General features: G+C 48.3%; 22 protein-coding genes. 6 read left to right on the top strand and 16 right to left on the bottom strand.

Features of this window, described 5'->3' with window-relative positions; translation table 11 throughout:
- Nucleotide 1: 1 nt before the first annotated feature.
- The 12 genes from modB to ccoN form a co-directional block, all read right to left on the bottom strand.
- On the bottom strand, nt 2-685 hold the full coding sequence (modB, locus tag CCY32_RS01275) for a molybdate ABC transporter permease subunit (protein ID WP_088328573.1): 684 nt from the start codon (nt 683-685) through the stop codon (nt 2-4).
- Between the two features lie 8 nt (nt 686-693).
- Complete coding sequence (gene modA, locus CCY32_RS01270; protein WP_246840490.1) at nt 694-1452, bottom strand: molybdate ABC transporter substrate-binding protein; 759 nt, start codon at nt 1450-1452, stop codon at nt 694-696.
- A gap of 238 nt (nt 1453-1690) precedes the next feature.
- Nucleotides 1691-2623 (bottom strand): universal stress protein UspE, encoded by a 933-nt coding sequence (gene uspE / locus CCY32_RS01265; protein WP_088328572.1) that lies wholly within the window; start codon nt 2621-2623, stop codon nt 1691-1693.
- Nucleotides 2624-2742: 119 nt separating this feature from the next.
- The gene (gene fnr, locus CCY32_RS01260; RefSeq protein WP_088328570.1) at nt 2743-3483 is read right to left on the bottom strand and encodes a fumarate/nitrate reduction transcriptional regulator Fnr; all 741 of its coding nucleotides are present in this window, start codon (nt 3481-3483) and stop codon (nt 2743-2745) included.
- 108 nt (nt 3484-3591) lie between these two features.
- A complete protein-coding gene (locus CCY32_RS01255) occupies nt 3592-4251 on the bottom strand; it encodes a sulfite exporter TauE/SafE family protein (protein WP_088328568.1) in 660 nt (219 codons plus the stop codon).
- The gene (gene ccoS, locus CCY32_RS01250) at nt 4241-4423 is read right to left on the bottom strand and encodes a cbb3-type cytochrome oxidase assembly protein CcoS (protein ID WP_088328567.1); all 183 of its coding nucleotides are present in this window, start codon (nt 4421-4423) and stop codon (nt 4241-4243) included. The genes CCY32_RS01255 and ccoS overlap by 11 nt, the downstream gene beginning before the upstream one ends.
- Nucleotides 4420-6801: a heavy metal translocating P-type ATPase gene (locus CCY32_RS01245; RefSeq protein ID WP_246840489.1), complete on the bottom strand. Its 2382-nt coding sequence runs from the start codon at nt 6799-6801 to the stop codon at nt 4420-4422. Before CCY32_RS01245 ends, ccoS begins: the two co-directional genes overlap by 4 nt.
- Before the next feature lie 15 nt (nt 6802-6816).
- Nucleotides 6817-7305, bottom strand: a complete 489-nt coding sequence (locus tag CCY32_RS01240) for a FixH family protein (RefSeq protein ID WP_088328565.1) — start codon at nt 7303-7305, stop codon at nt 6817-6819.
- 70 nt (nt 7306-7375) lie between these two features.
- Nucleotides 7376-8329: a cytochrome-c oxidase, cbb3-type subunit III gene (gene ccoP, locus CCY32_RS01235; RefSeq protein ID WP_088328563.1), complete on the bottom strand. Its 954-nt coding sequence runs from the start codon at nt 8327-8329 to the stop codon at nt 7376-7378.
- A complete protein-coding gene (locus tag CCY32_RS01230) occupies nt 8322-8513 on the bottom strand; it encodes a cbb3-type cytochrome c oxidase subunit 3 (protein ID WP_088328562.1) in 192 nt (63 codons plus the stop codon). The genes ccoP and CCY32_RS01230 overlap by 8 nt, the downstream gene beginning before the upstream one ends.
- A gap of 1 nt (nt 8514) precedes the next feature.
- Nucleotides 8515-9120: a cytochrome-c oxidase, cbb3-type subunit II gene (gene ccoO / locus CCY32_RS01225; RefSeq protein ID WP_088328560.1), complete on the bottom strand. Its 606-nt coding sequence runs from the start codon at nt 9118-9120 to the stop codon at nt 8515-8517.
- A 14-nt stretch (nt 9121-9134) separates the two neighbouring features.
- Complete coding sequence (gene ccoN, locus CCY32_RS01220; protein WP_088328558.1) at nt 9135-10562, bottom strand: cytochrome-c oxidase, cbb3-type subunit I; 1428 nt, start codon at nt 10560-10562, stop codon at nt 9135-9137.
- 238 nt (nt 10563-10800) lie between these two features.
- Here ccoN and CCY32_RS01215 point away from each other — a divergent pair, with 238 nt between their 5' ends.
- Nucleotides 10801-11253, top strand: a complete 453-nt coding sequence (locus CCY32_RS01215) for a hypothetical protein (RefSeq protein ID WP_088328556.1) — start codon at nt 10801-10803, stop codon at nt 11251-11253.
- A gap of 5 nt (nt 11254-11258) precedes the next feature.
- Here CCY32_RS01215 and CCY32_RS01210 read toward each other — a convergent pair whose 3' ends face one another.
- A complete protein-coding gene (locus tag CCY32_RS01210; RefSeq protein ID WP_088328555.1) occupies nt 11259-12830 on the bottom strand; it encodes a cation:proton antiporter in 1572 nt (523 codons plus the stop codon).
- A 165-nt stretch (nt 12831-12995) separates the two neighbouring features.
- Here CCY32_RS01210 and CCY32_RS01205 point away from each other — a divergent pair, with 165 nt between their 5' ends.
- From CCY32_RS01205 to CCY32_RS01185, 5 genes are all read left to right on the top strand, one after another.
- The gene (locus CCY32_RS01205; protein WP_088328553.1) at nt 12996-13493 is read left to right on the top strand and encodes a DUF2165 family protein; all 498 of its coding nucleotides are present in this window, start codon (nt 12996-12998) and stop codon (nt 13491-13493) included.
- A gap of 206 nt (nt 13494-13699) precedes the next feature.
- Entirely contained in the window at nt 13700-14479 is a 780-nt protein-coding gene (locus CCY32_RS01200; RefSeq protein ID WP_088328551.1) for a class II glutamine amidotransferase, read from the top strand.
- Between the two features lie 124 nt (nt 14480-14603).
- The gene (locus CCY32_RS01195; protein WP_088328549.1) at nt 14604-14894 is read left to right on the top strand and encodes a high-potential iron-sulfur protein; all 291 of its coding nucleotides are present in this window, start codon (nt 14604-14606) and stop codon (nt 14892-14894) included.
- Nucleotides 14895-15039: 145 nt separating this feature from the next.
- Nucleotides 15040-16311: a tetratricopeptide repeat protein gene (locus CCY32_RS01190; protein ID WP_088328547.1), complete on the top strand. Its 1272-nt coding sequence runs from the start codon at nt 15040-15042 to the stop codon at nt 16309-16311.
- Entirely contained in the window at nt 16230-17135 is a 906-nt protein-coding gene (locus tag CCY32_RS01185; RefSeq protein ID WP_168171399.1) for a GGDEF domain-containing protein, read from the top strand. Before CCY32_RS01190 ends, CCY32_RS01185 begins: the two co-directional genes overlap by 82 nt.
- A gap of 58 nt (nt 17136-17193) precedes the next feature.
- On the opposite strand, the gene CCY32_RS01180 is transcribed toward CCY32_RS01185, so the two are convergent.
- The 3 genes from CCY32_RS01180 to CCY32_RS17065 form a co-directional block, all read right to left on the bottom strand.
- Nucleotides 17194-18504, bottom strand: a complete 1311-nt coding sequence (locus CCY32_RS01180) for an aminotransferase class V-fold PLP-dependent enzyme (protein WP_088328544.1) — start codon at nt 18502-18504, stop codon at nt 17194-17196.
- 466 nt (nt 18505-18970) lie between these two features.
- Complete coding sequence (locus CCY32_RS01175) at nt 18971-20311, bottom strand: hypothetical protein (protein WP_088328542.1); 1341 nt, start codon at nt 20309-20311, stop codon at nt 18971-18973.
- 57 nt (nt 20312-20368) lie between these two features.
- Nucleotides 20369-20626, bottom strand: coding sequence for a hypothetical protein (locus CCY32_RS17065; RefSeq protein WP_141096157.1), 258 nt, complete (start codon nt 20624-20626; stop codon nt 20369-20371).
- Nucleotides 20627-21261: the final 635 nt, after the last annotated feature.

Raw genomic sequence — 21261 nt, 5'->3', positions numbered from 1 at the left:
CCTACTTTATGCCCCATACAGGCTTATTACGCTGAAACACATACATGGCCAGTAACACTGCAAAAGAGAAAATTACCATGGTGGCTGCCAGTGTATGGGCCTGTGTGTACTCCAGTGCTTCCACATGATCATAGATCTGTACTGACACCACTCGCGTCTGACCTGGGATATTTCCCCCGATCATCAATACCACGCCAAATTCCCCCACAGTATGAGCAAAACCCAAAATTGATGCGGTAACAAAACCGGGCTTGGTGATGGGGATCACCACGGTGAAAAAGCGATCCCATGGTCCGGCTCTGAGGGTGGCTGCCACCTCAAGAGGACGGTTACCAAGGTTTTCCATGGCATTTTGTATGGGTTGCACGACAAAGGGCATGGAATAAAAAACCGATGCCACCACCAATCCCCAGAAAGTGAAGGGCAGCAGTCCAAGTCCCAGTTCCTGAGTCAACTGACCTATCATTCCCTGAGGGCCCATCGCAATGAGTAAATAGAAGCCTAAGACGGTAGGCGGCAGTACCAGAGGCAGGGCAACAATGGCGCTCACAGGACCTTTGAGCCAGGAGTGGGTGCGGGCCAGCCACCAGGCAATCGGCGTGCCGATTAGCAGCAACAGCAACGTCACTGTGGTAGCTAGTCTCAGTGTTAGCCAAATCGCGCCCAGATCGGTTTCAGATAACATAAGGGGGATTATTCCGTTGTATAGCCATATGATGTAATTATCTCGCGGGCTTCTGCACTTTTGAGATAGTTAAGCAGCGCATTGGCCGCCATATTTTCACGCCCGCGTTGCAGTAAAACGGCTTGTTGTCGTATGGGATAATACAGTGTTTGTGGGATGATCCAGGCACTTCCTGTTTTCACCTTATTGTCCTGTAACACTTGCGATAGTGCCACAAACCCCAGTTTTGCATTACCGGTAGCCACAAACTGATACGTCTGCGCAATATTCTCACCCATTACCCAATTAGGCTCTGTGAGCGCTTTGATATCAAGCTGCTCTAACACCTGTGCCGCAGCGACCCCATATGGGGCCAGTTTAGGGTTAGCCAACGCGAGTTTATTCATTTTCGCGCCCTTTAACATCGCTTCCAGATCTGTCGGGGTTATTCCAGTCTCAGATGACCACAACGCGAGGCCACCCACGGCATAAGTAAAACGACTGCCCTTCACACCGAGGCCGAGTTCTTCCAATGCCTCAGGCTTGGCCTGATCTGCGGATAAAAACATATCAAAAGGCGCGCCATGTTGTATCTGCGCAAATATCTTTCCTGAAGAGCCAAAGGATAACCGCACCTGATAGGGGCTGTTTTTTTCGAATCTCCCCTTAATATCCTGCATAATCGCGGCAAAATTACTCGCCACTGCCACATCGACATCCTGTGCGCCGGCATGACAGGACAACGCCATAAACAGTATCGCTACCCTGAGTTTGTTGCGTATTACCAACTTCTCATCCTTATCAGCTTGCAGGCATTGTTCATGATGCCTATACAGTTACTCAAGTTGTCTCCGAGTTCAAGATGAAAACAAAGCGCGTTAATCCGGAAGTCCGGACCCACCGGGCGATAAACGGACCCTGGCAACACACCTTGGCGCGCAAATAAATAGACAAGGGAAAGCGGGTAAGGGCGGGTGAGAAGGTCATGAACGCCAGACCGGTGTATTCCCGGTCTGGCGGCTAAGGTTACTTTTGTAGCGGGCTGACAAAGCCCTCGGGTTTGAGGGTCAGGACATCACAGTCCAACGCATCAATGACATGTTCCGCCGTATTACCAATCAGAGCAGCGGAAATGCCATGCCGTCCCACTGTTCCTAAGACAACCAGCTCCGCATCGATTTTTTTAGCGATGGAGGGGATCACATCTTCTGGCAGTCCCTCTTTTACAAAGCAGTGCTCATCGGCCACGCCATGGGCACTAGCGAAGGTTTTCATCGACTCAGTGTGATAGTTTTTAACTGACTCATTGAAATCCGATGGGTCGAATTCAGGAATTTCCACGGCAATATTAACCGGCGTCCCCGGATAGGAGTTCACCAGATTCAGCTTCCCATGGAGGGTGCGGGCGAAAGCCAGTGCCGTATGTGTAACTTGCTGATTCAATGATTGATGATCCTTATCCTCCGTACCGACATTCACTGCAGCGAGAATATTGCCGTGTTCCGGCCATTCATGCTCCTTGACCAGTAATACCGGTACCGGCGCCTTGCGCATCAGGTGCCAGTCAGTAGGCGTGAAGATGACGGATTTAAGACCACTGTGCTCATGGGTTCCTTTGACAATCAGATCGTAGTGGTTATCAATCACCTCATAAATAATGCTTTCATAGGGACGGTTGTGCCACACAACCTTGGCATCCACAGCGAGATTCTTATCCTGTACTTGCTCATTAATCAGATCAGTCAACCACTCGGTCCTGTCATCAACCACCGCCTGACGCATGGTTTCACGTTCATCTACTGACAGCATGGTGGTCATTTCGTAGGAAAAATCATAAATAGATAAAAAGGCGGTAATGCTGGCGCCGGTTTTCTGTGCAATCAGCAAAGCGCGACTCAACGCTTTTTGCTGTTCACTGGTAGGATCGATAACAACGAGCAGTTTCTGATAATTGACCATCTTTTGTCCCTTTCTTTAAAGATGCCATAAGTCTATGTACAACAGACGTTTTTTTCCAACCCAGGATGAGAAAAATGCAGCCTTTGTTGTTTTAAATCAATGATTCAGCGCACACTCGCTCAGGCTTTGCTGTCCAGTCCTGCCAACACGGGGTTTTCCAGTGCTTCCTTGAGCAGTTCAGGCTCCAGCAAGGTAATAAATTTACCGTCGACCTGAATCATACCCAGCTTCTGAAAGCGGGTCAGTAAACGGCTGATGGTTTCCACCGTCAAGCCCAGATAGTTCCCAATTTCAGCCCGGGTCATACTGAGCCTGAACTGGGTCGCTGAAAATCCACGCTGATGATAGCGATTAGCCAGTTGGGTAAGGAAATGAGCCAGTCGTTGATGCGCGGTTCTCTTGTTGAGTAGTAGTAACATCTCTTGATCGGATTGAATCTCATTGCTCATCATACGCATAACCTGCTGTCTGAGCCGTGGTAGGTCACCGGACAGATGTTCAAGCGTCTGAAAGGGGATCTCGCAAACCATCGACGTTTCCAGCGCCTGAGCAGAGGTTTTGTGCACTTTGTTGTTAATAGAGTCAAACCCAATAATATCGCCGGGCAGATGAAATGCCGTAATCTGCTCTTCACCATCGCTGGCCAGCGCATAACTCTTAAACGATCCCGAACGCACAGCGAACAGGCTGATGAGACCATCACCTGATTGAAATAACTTATCGTTTTTCTGGAACGGCCGCTTACGCTGGATAATGTTGTCCAGCTTGTCCAGTTCATTGCTGTTTAGGGTAAAAGGCAGGCAAAGCTGACTGATACTGCAGTTCTGACAACTAATGGCACATTCACGATGTTGATTCATAGGCTACCAGTAATCTCTTATTCTTAATTTCATTCGCTTTTGAGCTTAGCATTATTTGATTGACTGTCACCAGCAGACTATGGTCGAAATCATCATGAAATATCAGCGTTACAACGCGTTTACTATGATATACGAGCCTAATACGAGCAGGCACAATGCGATGATGTTCTTGGTAATAGGCTGGCGCAGCACCCCTTTTAACTGCTGACTAAACACACCCAGTGTCACTAGTGCTGGCAGCGTGCCCAGACCAAACATGAGCATGACAATGGCACCCTGTTTGGCCCCGCCGCTGGCCAGGCTCCAGGACAAGGTAGAATAAACCAGACCACAAGGCAGCCATCCCCAGATCATGCCATAGGGTAAGGCAGAAATAGGGTGTTTAAAGGGAATAAAGCGCTTTGAAAAAGGGACGAGCGGTTTCCAGAGCCTGGCACCCAATGCTTCCAATGCAGCCAATCCACGCCACCAGTTAGCAATATAGAGTCCCAGCGCTATCAAAAACACTCCACTGAGCAGGTTTAGTATCATCACGCCGTGAGTAACCTGATGGGAAAACAGCGCACCGAGACTTCCTGTCAGGGCACCTGCGGCTGTGTAGCTGAGAATGCGCCCGAAGTGATAACTAAGAATAAAGGGCAGGGCATCTTTATGCTGCGGAATAGAGAAGGTCAACGCACCGACGATACCGCCGCACATGGCCACACAATGAACACTCCCTGCAAGGCCAATCAGCAACGCGCCCAGCCACAAGGGTTCAGTGCTCATCTTTTTCCTTGTGCTGTTTTTCCTGTTTCACGTCATCTTCTTCAAACAGGATGCTGGTGCCGTGGCGCTCCAGATCTTCAAATTGCCCGGATTTTACAGCCCAAAAGAATACCACCACAGCAACGGTCACCAACAAAATGGCGATTGGAATCAGAAAGTACAATATGCTCAAGAAGAGGACCTTTTTGTTAATAAACGTACCGAATTCCCGACCACCAGAATGGAACTGACAGACATGCCAATAACACCCATCCAGGGGGTGAGAAATCCGGCCACAGCCAGAGGCAAGACAGACAAATTATACCCCAGCGCCCAGGCCATATTCTGAATGATTTTACGACGGGTTTTGCGTGCCATTTTAAAAAGCTCGGGCAGCAGCGCCAAAGACGGCGTCACAAGAATAATATCGGCCGCATTTTTTGCCAGATCGGTGGCACCGCCCACCGCCACCGAAACATCTGCCGCAGCCATCACCGGTGTATCATTAATACCATCTCCTACCATCATCACAACATGCCCCTGTTGCTGCAAGGTGGTCAGATGTTGGAGTTTTTGTTCAGGGGTACATTGCGCATAACAATGCTCAATCCCCAGTTGAGAGGCCACCGCATCAACATTTTGTTGTATATCGCCACTAATAATCAGCTTTTCGCAGAAGTTCAGCTGTTCAAGGCTCGCTGGCGCCTCTTCACGCAGGCTATCAGTGATCGAAAATGCCCCGAGCAACTGAAGGTCATTCTCTAAAAAAACATTACACTCGCCTAACGATTCGGGCACTGCATGACGCATCATTCTGGCGCTGCCTAGGCGATAACAACACCCCTCTATTTCTCCACTGAGGCCATAGCCAGGCTGTGTTGTTATGGCTGATACACTGTATTCCCCAGGGTAGGGATCGAAGGCTCGTGCAATAGGGTGTTCTGAATAGTGTTCCAGCGATGCAGCACGGGACAATAATTGCGCATCAGGTTCATCTGACAGGTTATGAATACCGTTGAGGCTGAAGCGTCCTTGTGTCAGGGTACCGGTTTTATCAAAAGCCACCTGGTCAACACGGGTAATCACCTCGAGCAGATCGGCGCGTTTTAACAACACACCACGATGATTGAGACTGGCCATGGCACAGGTTAACGCGGAGGGCGTCGCCAATCCCAGCGCACAAGGGCAGGTGGCTACCAATACCGCTGCCATGATCCAAAACGCATCCGGGTTGTCCTGCCAATACCAGAACCCATAGGTCAGTGCGGCAATGATCAGCACTGCAAAGACAAAGTAGCGCGCTACCTTGTCAGCCAGCTGTGAAATAGCGGGCTTACTCAACATCGCCTGATCCTGAAGGCGGATAATCTGATTGACCAGCGCTTCTTTTAGCGGTCGAGACACCTCCAGCGTCAGCGCACTATGTTGATTAATTGTGCCGCCGAAGACCCGATCCCCCGACTGCTTGACCACCGGCGAGAACTCACCGGTTAGCATAGACTCGTCTACGTAACTCTTACCCTCAGTGACAATAGCGTCTACAGGTATGGTTTCACCGCTTCGCACTAGTACCACTTGCCCGGGTTTGAGCGTTTTTGCCAGACAATCGGTTGTTTTGCCATCCTGGATAACCCGCGCAGTGACGGGTACATACTGACTCATATTGGCAGAAATGAGGGCTGCCTGGTGACGAGATTTATGTTCCAGATACCGGCTAATCAGCAGTAAGAAGATGAACATACACACCGATTCAAAGAAGACTTCGCCCTGTTCCAGCACCGTCGCCTTGGCGCTGGCAATAAATAAGGCCCAAATGGCCACGGTGATGGGAACATCCATATTCACACTACCGGCTCTGAGGGCTCTTATAGCACCACGATAAAAGCCCGCACCGGAAATAAGCACCACCGGTAAGGTCAGAAGCAGGCTCACCCAGTGAAGGAAAATACGAATATCATCATCGAGATTACCAAACAGGCCAAAATACAGGGCAAAAGCAATCATCATGACCTGCATGGTCATGAGGCCAGAAAGTCCCAGCCGCTTAAGAAAAGACTGACTGGTTTGTTTGAACTGCTCCTCATGTTGCTGTGGCTGAAAAGGCAGGGCGTGATAGCCCAGTTTCTCAATGGCCGCGAGAATATCGCTCAGGTTAATGCGATTCTGCTGCCAGCGCACTAATGCACGCCGGGCACTGACATTCACCCCGACCTGAACGATCCCCGGGATGACGCTGAGTTTCTTTTCTATTAACCAGGCACACGCGGCACAGCTGATGCCTTCCACACTCAGCTGAATGGTGTTGTGCTCGGCGTCACTGGTAACAAACTCTTCCTGAAGCTCTGGCTGATCATATAATGACAGTTTATCCAGCGTCGTTTGCAGCATTTTTTCATCGGCACGACTTGCCGGTTCCGTTCGGAATTTATAGTAGTCTTCCAGGCCATTTGCGACGATCGCTTCGGCCACCGCCTGGCACCCCGGACAACACATCTGACGCATCTCACCCAACACCTCTGTGGTATAGCGCTGAGGCTCAGTAACTTCCTGATGGCAATGGTAACAGTGCACGTAAAACGCCTGTGGTTAAGGAATGAAACGGATCGGATCCTGCCTGGGCAGACCAATAACCTGATAGATACGCCATTGCTGATCAAAAGGCTCCAGCGTCAGATGCCATTTACCAGAGATAGACCGCGGTAATTCGCCACTGTATCGTCCCGGCGAATTGCGCGTCAGCATCAGCTGAAAATCCTCGTCCTGCAAGGTCGGATGCTGAAAAAACAGTTTCAGTGCGGTGCCGTCCGACGGTGCCCCTTGCGTAAAATTCAATACCACCGTGTCATCGTCAACACTGAGTAAGGTTTCTATTCCTAAGTTTTGCGCCGCAGTGATTTTTTCCAGGCGCATGTTGATGGCTTTACCTTCTTTGTAATAATCCTCGATGACCATGCTGTCCTGACCGGTTGTTGCCAGTCTCAGCAAATTGATACTCAAAGCTATGGATACTACCGGAATAGCAATCAGGAACCAGGGCCAGAACTGCTTATACCAGGGCGGGGGCATTGGATTCATATCAATATTTCTTCCAGTAAATGGTAAAAAGCCCCGTCAAAACGAGGCTTTTTCTTGGATTAGCTTAATCTCATTCGTCCTGAGACAAACTGTATACATATGCCGTCAGCAAATGGATTTTATCTTCGCCCAAGATCTTCTTCCAGGCCGGCATCACACCATTTCGACCATGGGTGAGCGTTTCCGTCACCGCCTTTTCACTGCCGCCATAAAGCCAGGTGTTATCCGTCAGGTTAGGTGCCCCCATGGCATAGTTTCCTTTACCATCCTGACCATGACAGGCGGCACAGGCCGCAAATCTCGCTTCACCGGCCTGCGCCAGATCTGGATCCACCTTACGACCACTGAGGCTCAGTGTGTAAGCTACTATCTCTTCAATGCCTTTTTCACCAAACGCGTCAATCCATCCCGGCATCGCGCCCTGACGGCCTTGCAACAAGGAGGTGCGGATCTGTTCCGGGCTGCCACCATATAACCAGTCGTCATCGGTCAGGTTAGGAAAGCCACGCATACCACGGGCATCGGAACCATGGCACTGAGCACAGTTTTGCAGAAACAAACGCTGACCAACTTTGAGTGCCTCTGGATCATTGGCTAAATCTTTTACATCACGTTTGGCATAGGCTTCAAAAATAGGGCCAAACCGCTCTTCAGCCTGCTGCATCTGACGGTCATACTCCACCAACTCGCCATTTTCCAACGCTTTTTGCGTAGCCGCGCGGGATTCTTCCAGACTGCGAACGTCCTGATTGGAGCTTTTCCAACCTAACAAGCCGGCAAAATTGCCCAGACCAGGGTAAAGGGCCAGATAAATCACACCCCAGACGATGGTCACATAAAACATGATGGTCCACCAACGGGGCAGAGGGTTATTAATCTCAACAATCCCATCAAATTCATGATGCATATCGTCGCCTTCTTCGACGCCGGTCATGTTTTTTAAACACCAGCGTAATAAAAGAAAGCAGCCGAGGATGGTCCCCAGGGTAATGACTGAAATGAAAATGCTCCAAAAGCTACTCATTGCTAGATGACTCCCGCTTATTTTGTTTTACCTTGTCCTGGGCGGACTTATCGTCGTCAAACACCAGATTAGCGGCTTCTTCGAAGCCTTTACGGTTACGCTTGCTGTAGGCCCAGATAACAATGGCAACAAAAATGACAAAGATGGCTACAGTCCAGATGACGTTTATGGTGACCGCATCCATGTTAGTTCAACGCCTTTCCAAGTGACTGCAGGTAAGCAATCAGCGCCTGCATTTCCGTTTTACCTTTGACCGCATCCTTGGCACCGGCAATATCCTCATCGGTATAGGGCACGCCGAGATCTCTGAACACTTCCATTTTCTTGGCAGTTAACTCACCGTCGAGGGTGTTTTCAGCCAGCCAGGGGAAGCCCGGCATATTGGATTCAGGCACCACGGCTCTGGGATCTATCAGATGCACACGGTGCCATTCATCACTGTAGCGCCCACCAACACGAGCCAAATCAGGGCCGGTGCGCTTAGAGCCCCACAGGAAGGGACGTTCCCACACAGACTCACCCGCAACAGAATAATGGCCGTAACGTTCCGTTTCTGAGCGGAAGGGACGAATCATCTGACTATGACATCCCACGCAGCCCTCACGAATATAAATATCGCGACCTTCTAATTCCAGTGCAGTGTAGGGTTTGAGTCCTTTAACCGGCTCAGTTACCTGCTTCTGAAACATCAGTGGCGCGATTTCAACCAGCGCACCAAAACTGATGACCACCAGAATAAGAATGGCCAACAGACCGGTGTTTTTTTCTACAATTTCATGTACGTTTTTCATTTCTGCCTGTTCCCTTATGCCGGTTGCGGTTCAGCTTGCAGGCTGTCTTTGGGTGCACGAATGGTGCGGTAGCAGTTGTAGGCCATGAGGATCATGCCTGCCACCACAAAACAGCCGCCTATGAAGCGAACAAAGTAGAAAGGTTTTGACGCTTCGATACTTTCAATAAAGCTGTAGGTGAGCGTGCCATCGGTATTCACCGCGCGCCACATCAGACCTTGCATCACACCGGAGATCCACATGGCAACGATGTAGAGCACCACGCCAATCGTCGTCAACCAGAAATGAATATTGATAAGCCTGGTACTGTACATGCGAGGCTGCGCGAACAATACCGGAATCAGATGATAGATGGAGCCAATAGAAATCATGGCAACCCAACCCAATGCACCTGAGTGCACGTGGCCCACTGTCCAGTCCGTGTAATGGGAGAGGGCGTTCACGGTTTTGATGGCCATCATTGGCCCTTCAAATGTAGACATGCCATAGAAAGACAGGGACACGATAAGGAAACGCAAAACGGGGTCTGTACGCAGTTTATGCCAGGCACCGGAGAGCGTCATGATACCGTTGATCATACCGCCCCAGGAGGGAACAAACAGGATTACAGACATCACCATGCCCAGCGACTGAGTCCAGTCAGGCAGTGCGGTATAGTGAAGATGGTGAGGACCTGCCCAGATATACAGGGAAATTAGCGCCCAGAAGTGCACCACCGACAAGCGGTAGGAATATACCGGACGTCCCGCCTGCTTGGGCACAAAATAATACATCATGCCCAGGAATCCGGCCGTCAGGAAGAAGCCGACCGCATTGTGTCCATACCACCACTGCATCATCGCATCGACTGCACCGGCATACAGGGAGTAGGACTTGGTAAAGGAAACCGGTATCGCCATGGAGTTTGCAATATGCAAGACCGCCACGGTAAGAATAAAGGCGCCAAGAAACCAGTTGGCAACATAGATATGAGATGTTTTTCTGATCACCAGGGTGCCAAAAAAGTTAATCGCATAGGCAACCCATACCAGAGTAATCAGAATATCAATGGGCCATTCCAGTTCGGCATACTCTTTTGATGAAGTCAGGCCCAGTGGCAGGGTAATGGCCGCAAGCACAATCACAGCCTGCCATCCCCAGAAGGTAAATGACGCTAATTTGTCACTAAAGACTTTAGTCTGGCAGGTTCGCTGGACGATATAGTATGAGGTGGCGAACAGGGCGCAGCCCCCAAAGGCAAAAATAACGGCATTGGTATGCAGTGGACGGAGCCTTGAGTAGGTGAGCCAGGGCGTATTAAAGTTCAGCTCAGGCCAGATAAGTTGCGCTGCTAGGAGAACACCAACTGTCATGCCGACAATTCCCCAAATCACCGTCATGACGGCAAACTGCCGCACTACCTTGTAGTTGTATTCCGGATGTGCTCGACTGGTTTCATTCATTTTTTTGAATCTTCCGCTTCTAGTATGAATTGTTTTGTCTTCGACAACCTTAGAAAACAAAACAGATTTCGCCAATAAACAGATGAATTAAGCGATTGATAATTCACCTGTAAATGACTGGACTTCGGGCGCAAATGATAAAGTTTTTACCCCCAAAAAGATAGACTATCTGAACCTTGATTGATCCCGGTCAATAATTCACACTGATGCGCTAATTTGTTAACCAAAACACAACATTATGCCGGCAACCAAATCCTTTTATATGGTGTTAAGTGCGGTGGTGCTGATAGCCCTATTCAGTCTCTCCGCCTGGTTGCAAAACCCAGGCAAGAATACTTCTGTGAACGAAGGGCATTGCGTCCTGGATCAATCTGACTGTGAATTCAAACTTGGCGCCGAGTGGGGCCGGGTAAGCCTGTCACCACGCCCCGTTCCAATTGAGGAGCCGCTGAATTTTGTATTCTATGTACCCGATCAGTATCGCCTGGAATCCGCCCATATAGAGGGGGTCAACATGTATATGGGACGAACAGTGGTGTTTCTTGATCGTCAACAAGCCCCGGTTACTGGCATGAGCTTTCTTGGAAGTTGCAGAGAACCCAGCATGCATTGGAAGCTGGTCATGGAATTCAGCCGCGATGGTAATTCCTTTTTTCGCCAGCTGGACTTCCATACTCACTACCCACAATAATCGTGTCAGGCCGCTTTTTTCAGTAATTGCAGGCTCTCTTCGGCAAAGCCGGTACCGGCCTCGGTGTAAAAGTTGAATACGTGATCGATACCATGCTGAATCATTTCAATACGCTCATCCTCATAGCGAGCGATGGCCGCCAACTGCCCCTTGTAACCGGCTTTGCGCAACTGATCGTGAATGTGTCGTATATCTTCAGTGGAGGGCAGCGCAAGAAGAATCAGGTTAGTGCCGCGGAGATCCATATTATCCCATAAGTCCGCATCTTCACCGTCCCCCAGCATCACCTGCATACCCAGCGCCTGCTGCCGTTCTACGCGGTCCCGGTCGGCGTCCATACCCCAGACCTGTTCACCGAGCACTTCACTCAGGGCAAGAAAGGCCCCTTTACCGACACGTCCCATGCCCACGACCAACACTTCTGCGTTGGCTGGTTGCTGATAGACATCCTCTGGCAGGCGCCGCGATTTTTCGAATCCTTTTATGAGACTCTGATATCGGGAGTATCCGGTATGAGCGTAACGGTAAATAACACTGGTAATGACAAAGGAAAATGAGACAGCCAGCGCCAGGATCACCAGCCATTCCTTGCTCAGCAAGGACTGCTCAACACACAACGCTGCGACGATCAGACCAAACTCACTGAAATTAGATAACGCCATGCCTGATAAATAAGCAGTACGTCCACGTAACCTCAGACCTGTGAAAATAAAGAAGAACAAAATAAACTTAAGTGGCAGGATAAGACAAAGCAGCAGCGCTATTCCTACCATCTGTAAATCGGGTAGGGCAGTAAAACCGATTGATAAGAAAAAACCGATTAAAAACAGGTCTTTAAAACTCAACAATGCCTTGTTCAGTTCGGCAGACTTGATATGACTGCTGAGCAGAATACCCATCAGCAAAGCGCCCAGGTCGCCTTTTATGCCGACCAGGTTAAACAGTTCATAGCCCCCAAGGGCAAGAAAAAATCCGGTCAGGGGCAAGAGTTCACCGTGTCCCGCCATGGATACCAGGCGGTTTAGAAGCGGTTTTATCAGCAGCAACCCCAGCAGCCCGATAGCATACACGGATGGCACTTTACCTGTGGCGCCCACCAAGAACAGTACTGCTAAAATATCCTGCATAACCAGCACGCCGATGGCCACTTTACCGTGCCGGGTTTTCATTTCACCCGCTTCTTCGAGCATTTTTACGATGCACACTGTACTGCTGAAGCTCAATGCAAAGCCCAGCAATGCCGCCGACTGCCAGTCTAAAATGTCCAGATAAGCCAGACCCACAGAGCTCAGGCCGATACAAAACAGGCACACCAGCGCCGACCACACAAGCATGTGGCCGCCGGTTCCTAACCAGACCTCTCGCTTTAACAGATCACGGATGTTGAGTTTAAGCCCGATGGTAAACAGCAGTAGCGTGATCCCAAGATTGGCCAGAGTATTGAGGCTGTCGGCAGGTTGAAAACCTGCGAAATTCAGAATAAAGCCAGCGGCAAGGAAACCGATTAGTGGCGGGAAATGCAGCAGCTTAACGCCCAGGCCACAAACGAAGGCGAACAGTATCCAGATAAAATCCATGTTGCGGTTTCTCTATGGCGCAGTGATGATGCCTAGAATAATAGACACCCCCGGGTTAAATCAAAGCCTTATCCATAATTAATTCATTTAAACGAAAAAGTGCAAAGCATTGATCTAGCTGCTAAATTGAACAGTGCAGGAGACATAAATTATAAGGATATCCCTATGCGGCTGTTAAAAACCCTGTTAGTGGCCTTCGCCTCACTGTTTTGCTTGCTGTATGGGCTGCAAAACCTCATGAACCTGGATGCTGCATTTAGTTTCGTCAAACTGACGGTCTCGATGCAAGGCCATGAACTTTACCCCCAAAGTATTGGCCCATCTATCACCACGGACGGCCTGATTTGGCTTATCTTAGGCCTGATTATTTTGTTTGAACTGCTCGCCGGCTTTCTTATCCTCCGCGGGGCCTATGACATGTTCAGAGCACTGAAGCGTGATGCTGCAACGTTTCATAAGGCAAAACACTTTGCTGCGATCGGTTTAATGGTCGCCATTTTGGTGTGGTTAGGATTGTTTTCCGCCATTGGCGGTGCGTACTTCCAGATGTGGCAAACAGCAACCGGTAGCACAGCACTGGAGGGGGCTTTCTGGTACTCAATCCAAATGGCGGTGGTATTAATGATTATCCTGCAAAAAGATTCCGAAGATCTGATTGATTAGCCGGCATTACACCGCGAGAGAAAGCTAGCGACATCACAGAAAGTGGCACATATGTCCCTTAGCGTTAGAGGATGTATGTGCTTTGCCCCATCAGCACAGCATATTAGCGACGCGGCATATCATGTTCTCTTACAGTGCTTGGCGGCTGTGAATGCCCTAGGGTATAGTCTATCCAACCGTTTTTACCTAGATAGCGCCAGATTACAATGTGTGAACTGATGGGAATGTCGGCCAATGTGCCAACGGATATTTGCTTTAGCTTCAAAGGGCTGCGTGAACGGGGAGGGCGGACAGGTCCTCATAAAGATGGCTGGGGTGTGGCCTTTTACAACAATAAAGGGGTCAATACCTTTAAGGACCCAAATCCCAGTCACAATTCTCAGATAGCCGATCTGGTTTCCGACTATCCAATGAAAAGCTGTGCAGTACTTGCCCATATCCGTCAGGCCAACAGAGGACGTATTGCACTGGAGAACACTCACCCTTTTACCCGTGAATTGTGGGGACGGTACTGGACCTATGCACACAATGGACAGCTCAGTACCTTCAAGGATTTGCCATGCTCTGGCTATACCCCGGTTGGCACCACCGACAGTGAGAGGGCGTTTTGTTATTTACTCAGCGAATTGGCAAAGCGTTATCCTAATCGTCCTTCGAACCGCAAAGCGGCTTTTCGCTTTCTCAGCAAAAAAACAAAGCAGCTCCATCAACGCGGGGTCTTTAATATGTTGATTACCGACGGTGATTATTTGTTGGCGTTTTGCTCAACGAAATTGCATTGGATTACCCGACGTGCACCATTCAGCGTGGCACGGTTGTCAGACATTGATGTCGATATCGACTTTTCTGAGCACACAACCATCAATGATGTGGTGACGGTTATAGCCACAGAGCCACTGACTAATAACGAGCACTGGCAAAAGATGCAGCCAGGGGAGTGTGTTTTGTTTAAGTTGGGCGAAGTGGTACTGCAAATCGATCCATAATGCGCATCTGCTAGTATAAGTTGGTGTGTGTCCCTCATTGGCCCGTCATGTGACGGGCCTTTGTTGTTTCAGGGGGCTGATAAATAACAATTATTCTCTTTCTCAACAGACCAGAGGTGAAAACATGTCGAATATTGACAGACGCGGTTTTCTTAAAATATCAGGCGCTACGCTTATTGGCCTGACCACAGGGGGCATTAGCCTCAGAGCCGGAGCTCAGGAAAAGCTCAGCCTGGATAATCCGAGTGCTAAGGCACTTCAGTACGTGCATGAATCTACAAAAGATGGGCAGGACTGTTCGAATTGCATGCATATTCAAGGGGAGGCTGATAAAGACTGGCGACCCTGCGCCTTGTTCCCGAATAAACTGGTTGCCAATAAAGGTTGGTGTGCGGCCTGGGCCAAGGGTGGTTAAGGGTAACGCGTAACCATTCATCAGGTACAACCACCCTCATAACCGCTGTGACCGTCAGCGAGAATAGGGTAGAGTTGTGCCTACATTTTTTCTGCCGGGGCCTGTCCCGTTGCGATTCATACATACCATACAATCGCTGCTAATAATGACCATTTGGGTCGCTAGTCATGCCAGCGCGGCTGGTTCCGAAAACGAAATCGATACACTCTACAATCAGGTAACCCAGGCCCGTGAGCAGGGGCAGATGGATCGCGCTGACGAGCTGGCTCAACAACTGGTTAGTAAGGCAGAGCAATCTGACAATCCATTATTTCAGGGCCGGGCCTTTTTTGCTCTGGCCAGAAACCATATGGAACGCAACGAGTATAGTCTGGCCCAGGACTACCTCAATCGCTCCATTACCATCTTTCAGGACGCTAAACAGAGAAAATGGCTTGCCGACAGTTATCGTCAACTTGGTTTGACCTATCGGTACCAGACTGACTATCCCCAGGCGCTTAGCTACATATATCTTTCTATGCAGATTTATCAGCAACTGAATGATCTGGTCTCAATTGGCAATACCTATAACAGTATCGGTCTGGTGCTGGAAAAAATGGGACAATTTGAAGAAGCCTTGCAAGCCCACCAAAAATCTCTGGAGATTGATTACCAGCTTGACGATAGCGGTGGCATTGCAACGGGCATCTATAATCTCGGCGATCTGTATCGAGTCATGGGAGACCATGAAAAGGCATTGGAGTTCTTTCAGGATGCCCTGAAAATGGATACCGAACGCAACAACCCTAAAGATATGGCCTATAGCCACAATAAAGTGGGCTACATGCTTTCGCATCTGGGCAAGCATGAAGACGGGCGGACTCATATCCTTGAGGCCATAAGGCTCTTCAAACAGATCCAGGCACCTAGAGATACAGATTGGGCACTGAGCTCTATGGCTCAGGTCGATATTAATACAGGCAACTATGACAGCGCCTATGCTCAATTGCTTGAGATTCTCGAACGTGCCAGGGCGGGTCAGTACCGCAGTCTGGAGCTGGATGCCCTGGGGATGCTGGCGGATGTCAGTTTTAAACAAGAGCGTTACGCTGAAGCGTTGAATTACATAGAGCGGGGGCTTGAACTGGCCAGGCTCAATAACGAATTACGCGATGAAGCCCTACTCGAAGCACAGCGCAGCGAAGTGTATTTACGCCTCGATGAGGTGCAAAACGCTTTTGAGTCACTAAAACGAAAGCAGGCCTTGGATGACAAGCTGCTTAATGAGAAGCGTGTCGCAGCAATAGCAGCCATGCAGGCACAAACCGAATTTGTAAAGAACGAGCACAGAACGCCTTGCTGGAAAAGGAGAGGGCACTGCAGGATGTTCAGCTGGAAAGACAACAGTATCAGCGAAAATGGATTATCACTGGCTTAATCGCCGGTTTTATCCTTGTGTTGCTTGGCTACCGCGGTTATCAGCGAAAGCGACTGAATAGCCGTCTCAGTAAACTTGTCAAAGAGCGAACCGAGCAACTTCAAAATACTAACCAGAAGCTCCGTGATGCTTATGAGAAGGTGGAAGCCCTCAGCCTAAGCGATTCATTAACCGGATTAAACAACCGTTTATACGTTGAACAGCATATACACAGCGACCTGGATCTGAGCCAACGAGCTTATGAAAATCATTACAGAGGTAAGCAGGCCTTACCAAAAAACGCCGACCTGATCCTCTTTATTCTCGATCTGGACCACTTTAAGCAGATCAATGATCGCTTCGGGCATGACGGCGGGGATCGTGTGTTGATACAGCTTAAAGCCAGGTTAAAAAGTGTGTTCCGTGAATCCGACTATCTGATTCGCTGGGGTGGTGAAGAGTTTGTTTGTGTGGCCCGACAGACTGATAGAAGGGAAGCTACGGACATTGCCGCTCGACTGCTAACGGCGGTGAGCGATACCAGTTTTGACATGTCACCTGGTTCGCTGGATGTGACTTGTTCGGTTGGTTTTGCCTGCTTTCCTTTAGTCATTTCTGAACATGGTCCGGCCGGTCAGTTTTCGACGTTGCTTAAGCTGGCAGATCATTGTCTGTATGCGTCAAAGCGCAGCGGTCGAAACTGTTTCGTGGGTATCGAATCAATATCAACCCGGTTATCACAAGTCGAAAAGCTCTCTACAACAGAGATACAAGGTTTACTCAATGAGGCCGACTCCACTGTTGTGACGTCACTAGAAAGTGAGCAAAACATTCGCTGGCCCTAGCCCTGGCTATAAGAAAAGCGTTGCAATACCTCTCTTGCCAGAACTGAACCTGGCAGTATCAGGCTAATTTGCTGATAGCCTCTAACGCTGCATCTATCTCTCTTTCATTATTTATGAGGGCGGGTGCAAAACGCGCATAGCTTTGACGATAGGGCGTAGCGCTCATAATGATTTTTTTATCATGCACTCTCTTTACGACCTCATTCGCAGGGATGCCATCCACATCAAAACACACCAGCCCAGAGGACAAGTCAGGGTTCATGGGGGTATAAAGCTTCACATGAGACATCTTGGCCAAGCCTTCTTTGGTTTGCTGGTTTAATTCATGGATACGTTTTTGAACCTGAGCCTTACCAAGCTGCAAATGCAGTTCGAAAGCCTGAGGCAGTGCCCAGCGGTGTTCAAATGAATGAAATCCGCCTGGTGACATGTGTTCACCGACGGGTACCTGATCTTGAGTACTGCCTCCAAGCCAAACATCATATGAGCGACTAAAACTCGGAATAACCGCTGTCGTTCTCGACCATCCACGATCCGAACCCCAAATGACTCCGGTACCTCTGGGGCCGAAAATCCACTTGTGCGTACCCGCAATAAAAAAGTCACAACCCAGTGCTTCAATGTCGACGTCTTCAATACCAAAGCCGTGTACACCATCTACACAAAACAAAATCTTATCCTTTTCAGCTCTGCTTTGATTCGTGCGGGCGACAACTTCTGAGATATCCTTAATCGGCAACTTAACTCCGGTAGAGGAGTGCACCCAGGTCACTGCTAATACTCTGGTTTTATCTGTAATCGCCTTTGAAATATTGTTAATCACTTCATTAATACTGACATTCTCGGGGCTCTCGTAGAGTTTAATACGGCGAACATTCGCTCCTGTTCGCTCAGCCCTTAGCTGTAGCGATAAATCGGTAGAATAATGATCGTGTACGGTTTGAATCACCTCATCATCTGGCTCTAATTTTAAACCACTGTAGATTATCCCAAGACCCATAGTAGTGCTGTCCGTAAGGGCAATTTGTTCAGCTTTTCCACCCATATAGGCTGCCGCCGAAGCTGATACACGGTGATCGATAGTTTCAAAATGTTCATGCCAGTAATCAGCAGGATTTTCGTCAAAAGCCTGTCTGTGAGCGGCTATGGCATCAGCCACAGGTTTTGGGTGAGACGCCAGTAAGAACGTCGCCAAATGAATGTAGTCATGAGTCAGCGAAAACAGATTACGTAAAGTAGTCCAATCGGCTTGAGCAATGACAGTTTTACCTGCTGTTTCTGCCGCTTTGGCAGATGCTGATAAATTCAGTCCCATTAAACTGCCAGCAGCGAGCAGGCCTGTACCAGTGAGAAAATTTCGGCGGTGCATTGAGGTATCTCCAGTGAAGTTAGTTCCAGTATAGTTGGCCGCTGAAAACGCCGTCATTTTTCTTCGATGAACTTGCTCATGGTTTGCGACTGATAGGCCATTACGGTCGGAAAGGGCACTTATCTTAGTTATTACACACATGTCGGTTCCATTCCATGACTGGAATCCGCTATTAGCAATATCAATAACTTAGAGATGAAAATCTATTAGGGAGGAAAAAAGTATTCTATTTAAAAGCCGGAATCCGACTAAAAATCTACAAGCACTGGAATCGTTTGTTATTTAAACAGAATTATCTTTTTATTGTCATAATATGACACACGTTGCCATCGTTCGCAAACGATCGTGTTCGAGCAGACTATTTTCCTTATGTCTTAGGTCTTCGGCTAACAAACTTGCTGTAAAATACAGTTTGCCTTTTTCTCGGAAGTGATTAAACAAGCCAGTGCCACCAAAGCTTTATCACTTACTTATCACAACCTCTAATTTTCATTTCTTGCACCCTCCTTTCCAAAACCGGGATGCCTTCTTTGAACCAACCACGTTTTGGAAATCGGGCAATGAACCACAATCGCCACTCGAAGATATCCTCATCTGTAACTGTTACCGGAAGATTCCTCAGTTTGGGTTCTATTATTTTGGGGTAGAATGTAAGAGCGCGATTTTTTAATTTTTTTAAAGTGGGTTTGTAGGGTTTCTTCTGAATGGCATTTACCGCTAAAGCTTCTTTTAATAAGTCCCTAATGTTGTTACCTGCTTTATATAAAGATTTTTCGACAGCATTGGCGTAGTGATCTCCTGCGTTCTCAATGTCACCGCTCAATATCGCCAGACGCCCTCTAAACCACTCACAATGGTAATCGAGTTGTGCTTCTACACCATGTCGCAACATTAGGTCATTAAGAAAGTTCACTTTTTCAGTTAGCTCTTTGTAGCTTCCTTCTGGTTTTCCTGATGACCGCTTCAACTCTTGGTGTAGTTGCAGGGCAAAGGTTGCCAAATCATGTAAGTCTGACCGTTGTATTTCTTGTGCATAGAATTCACGAAACAGGTTGTGGAGGTATATCTGCGGTTCGGTGCCATTTTTTAACCTAAAGGCAATGGCATGCCTCAATGGCTCTACATACTTATACTGTGTTTTTTTGTGAAAAGCGGCGATGAAGCGGCATAAAAATAAAGCTTGTTTATCTTCATCTGCGGCATCTGGGCTGGACAAAGTTGCCCACCTAGCAATGCTCTGCAAGCTGCCAATATTTGGGATCTCATGACCTGAACGCCATTTCGTTGCGGTGCGAATATTTTCTTCAAAATATTGATTAAAGTTAGGGCCGCCTGAACAAACTTGAGTTTCGTAAAAACGAATGAGAGTTTGAATTGGATTTTCTTCGAAATAAAACGCAGGGATGTCGTTGGCTTGCATCTGTTCTCTACCAAGCTGCCAGATTAAGCTTGCTAGTGACTCAACAAATAGATGAAGGTTTAGCATTTCCACAACCCTTTTGCGCTCAATAGCTTCCATCGGCACGTGCTTCATGAGTTCTATGTAGTTTGATAGGCCAAGGCGCACGTAAGCCGCAAAGTATCGTCCAAACTCATCTGATACTGTTTTGCTTAGTGGTTTTAAAAACAACTGCTCGATGGAGTCTTGGAGTACAGCGGCATCCACCGTCTTTCTAGCCCCATAGTCTTCATCTTTACGATACCGTTTATTGTTGTTATTGAATGCTAATCTGCTGGTATCAGCTAGACCTGCTATTTTCTGTAAAACAATCCCGATATTTGGATAAGGTTCATTAAAAATAGTCATGTCGAGTATTCATCCTATTTCCGTTTGAGGGGCCATATTAGCCCCTCCTGAATCCATTCACGATTTTGACTTGGCAGCTTTACTCATAGCTCTTGCAGCGAAGCTTCCTTTGGGGACTTTCCCTCCATTAGCGGTGGCAGTTGCGCTTTGTATTCGCTGTGCCGCTTCAACTGTCATAGGTGTCGCTGTTTTGGTTGTTTTCTTTGAAGTCATGGTTGCTCTCCTGTAGTTGCTAACTTCAGGAATAATCATCCCATTCTGGTCCAGCGAAATGCAGGAATTAAGTGGTGCATTTTTTCCATCAGTAACTTCCATGCAATTTAGGGGATCTGATTTAGTAGTCTACAAGATTAGCGCTTCTAATGTGGTCTTGCATTGTAATGTGATTAGTGACCTCTCCCCCCAAAATGACACAATGAATCGCGCCGGTAAATTCGAAGGCGGAATTGTTTGAGTCCCGCTGCCGCATCTTCGGCTATATCTTGTCGCCACCAACGAATATTGATATCAGTAGAGTGCTTCAATCGTGGATTAACGTGTCTATAATTCAAGTATGGCAATACGATCCGTCGAATTTTCAATTGGACTTCCAAAACCGAAAGCAAATACAAGAAATCATCTCATCGGCAGGGATTAGTGAAGCCGAGTTCTATTCGTCAATAGGGATAAGTCCCAGTGTCTTGCAGAACAGCAAAGATGAGGCTTCGCATAGGCGATTGCAGGCCGTGTTGACAATTTTTGACAGAGTGAAAAGTTGGTTTGACTCTCCGGCCGAGCACTGGCGATGGTTTACAACTAGTTCTTTATCGGGGTTCGCTGGTAAAGCTCCCGCGCAAATAATTCGTGAAGATGATGCTCGAAGTGTTGAAGCGTTACTCCTGTTCGTCGAGTCAAAAGAACTCGGTGGATTCGAATGAATGTCTGGATTACATTTCTATAGGTGCGATGAA

Source organism: Lacimicrobium sp. SS2-24, from assembly GCF_002201535.1.
In the GTDB taxonomy this organism is placed as follows: Bacteria; Pseudomonadota; Gammaproteobacteria; order Enterobacterales; family Alteromonadaceae; genus Lacimicrobium.
Note: the sequence above shows the minus strand (reverse complement) of the source record. Positions and strands in the feature narration are given on the sequence as shown.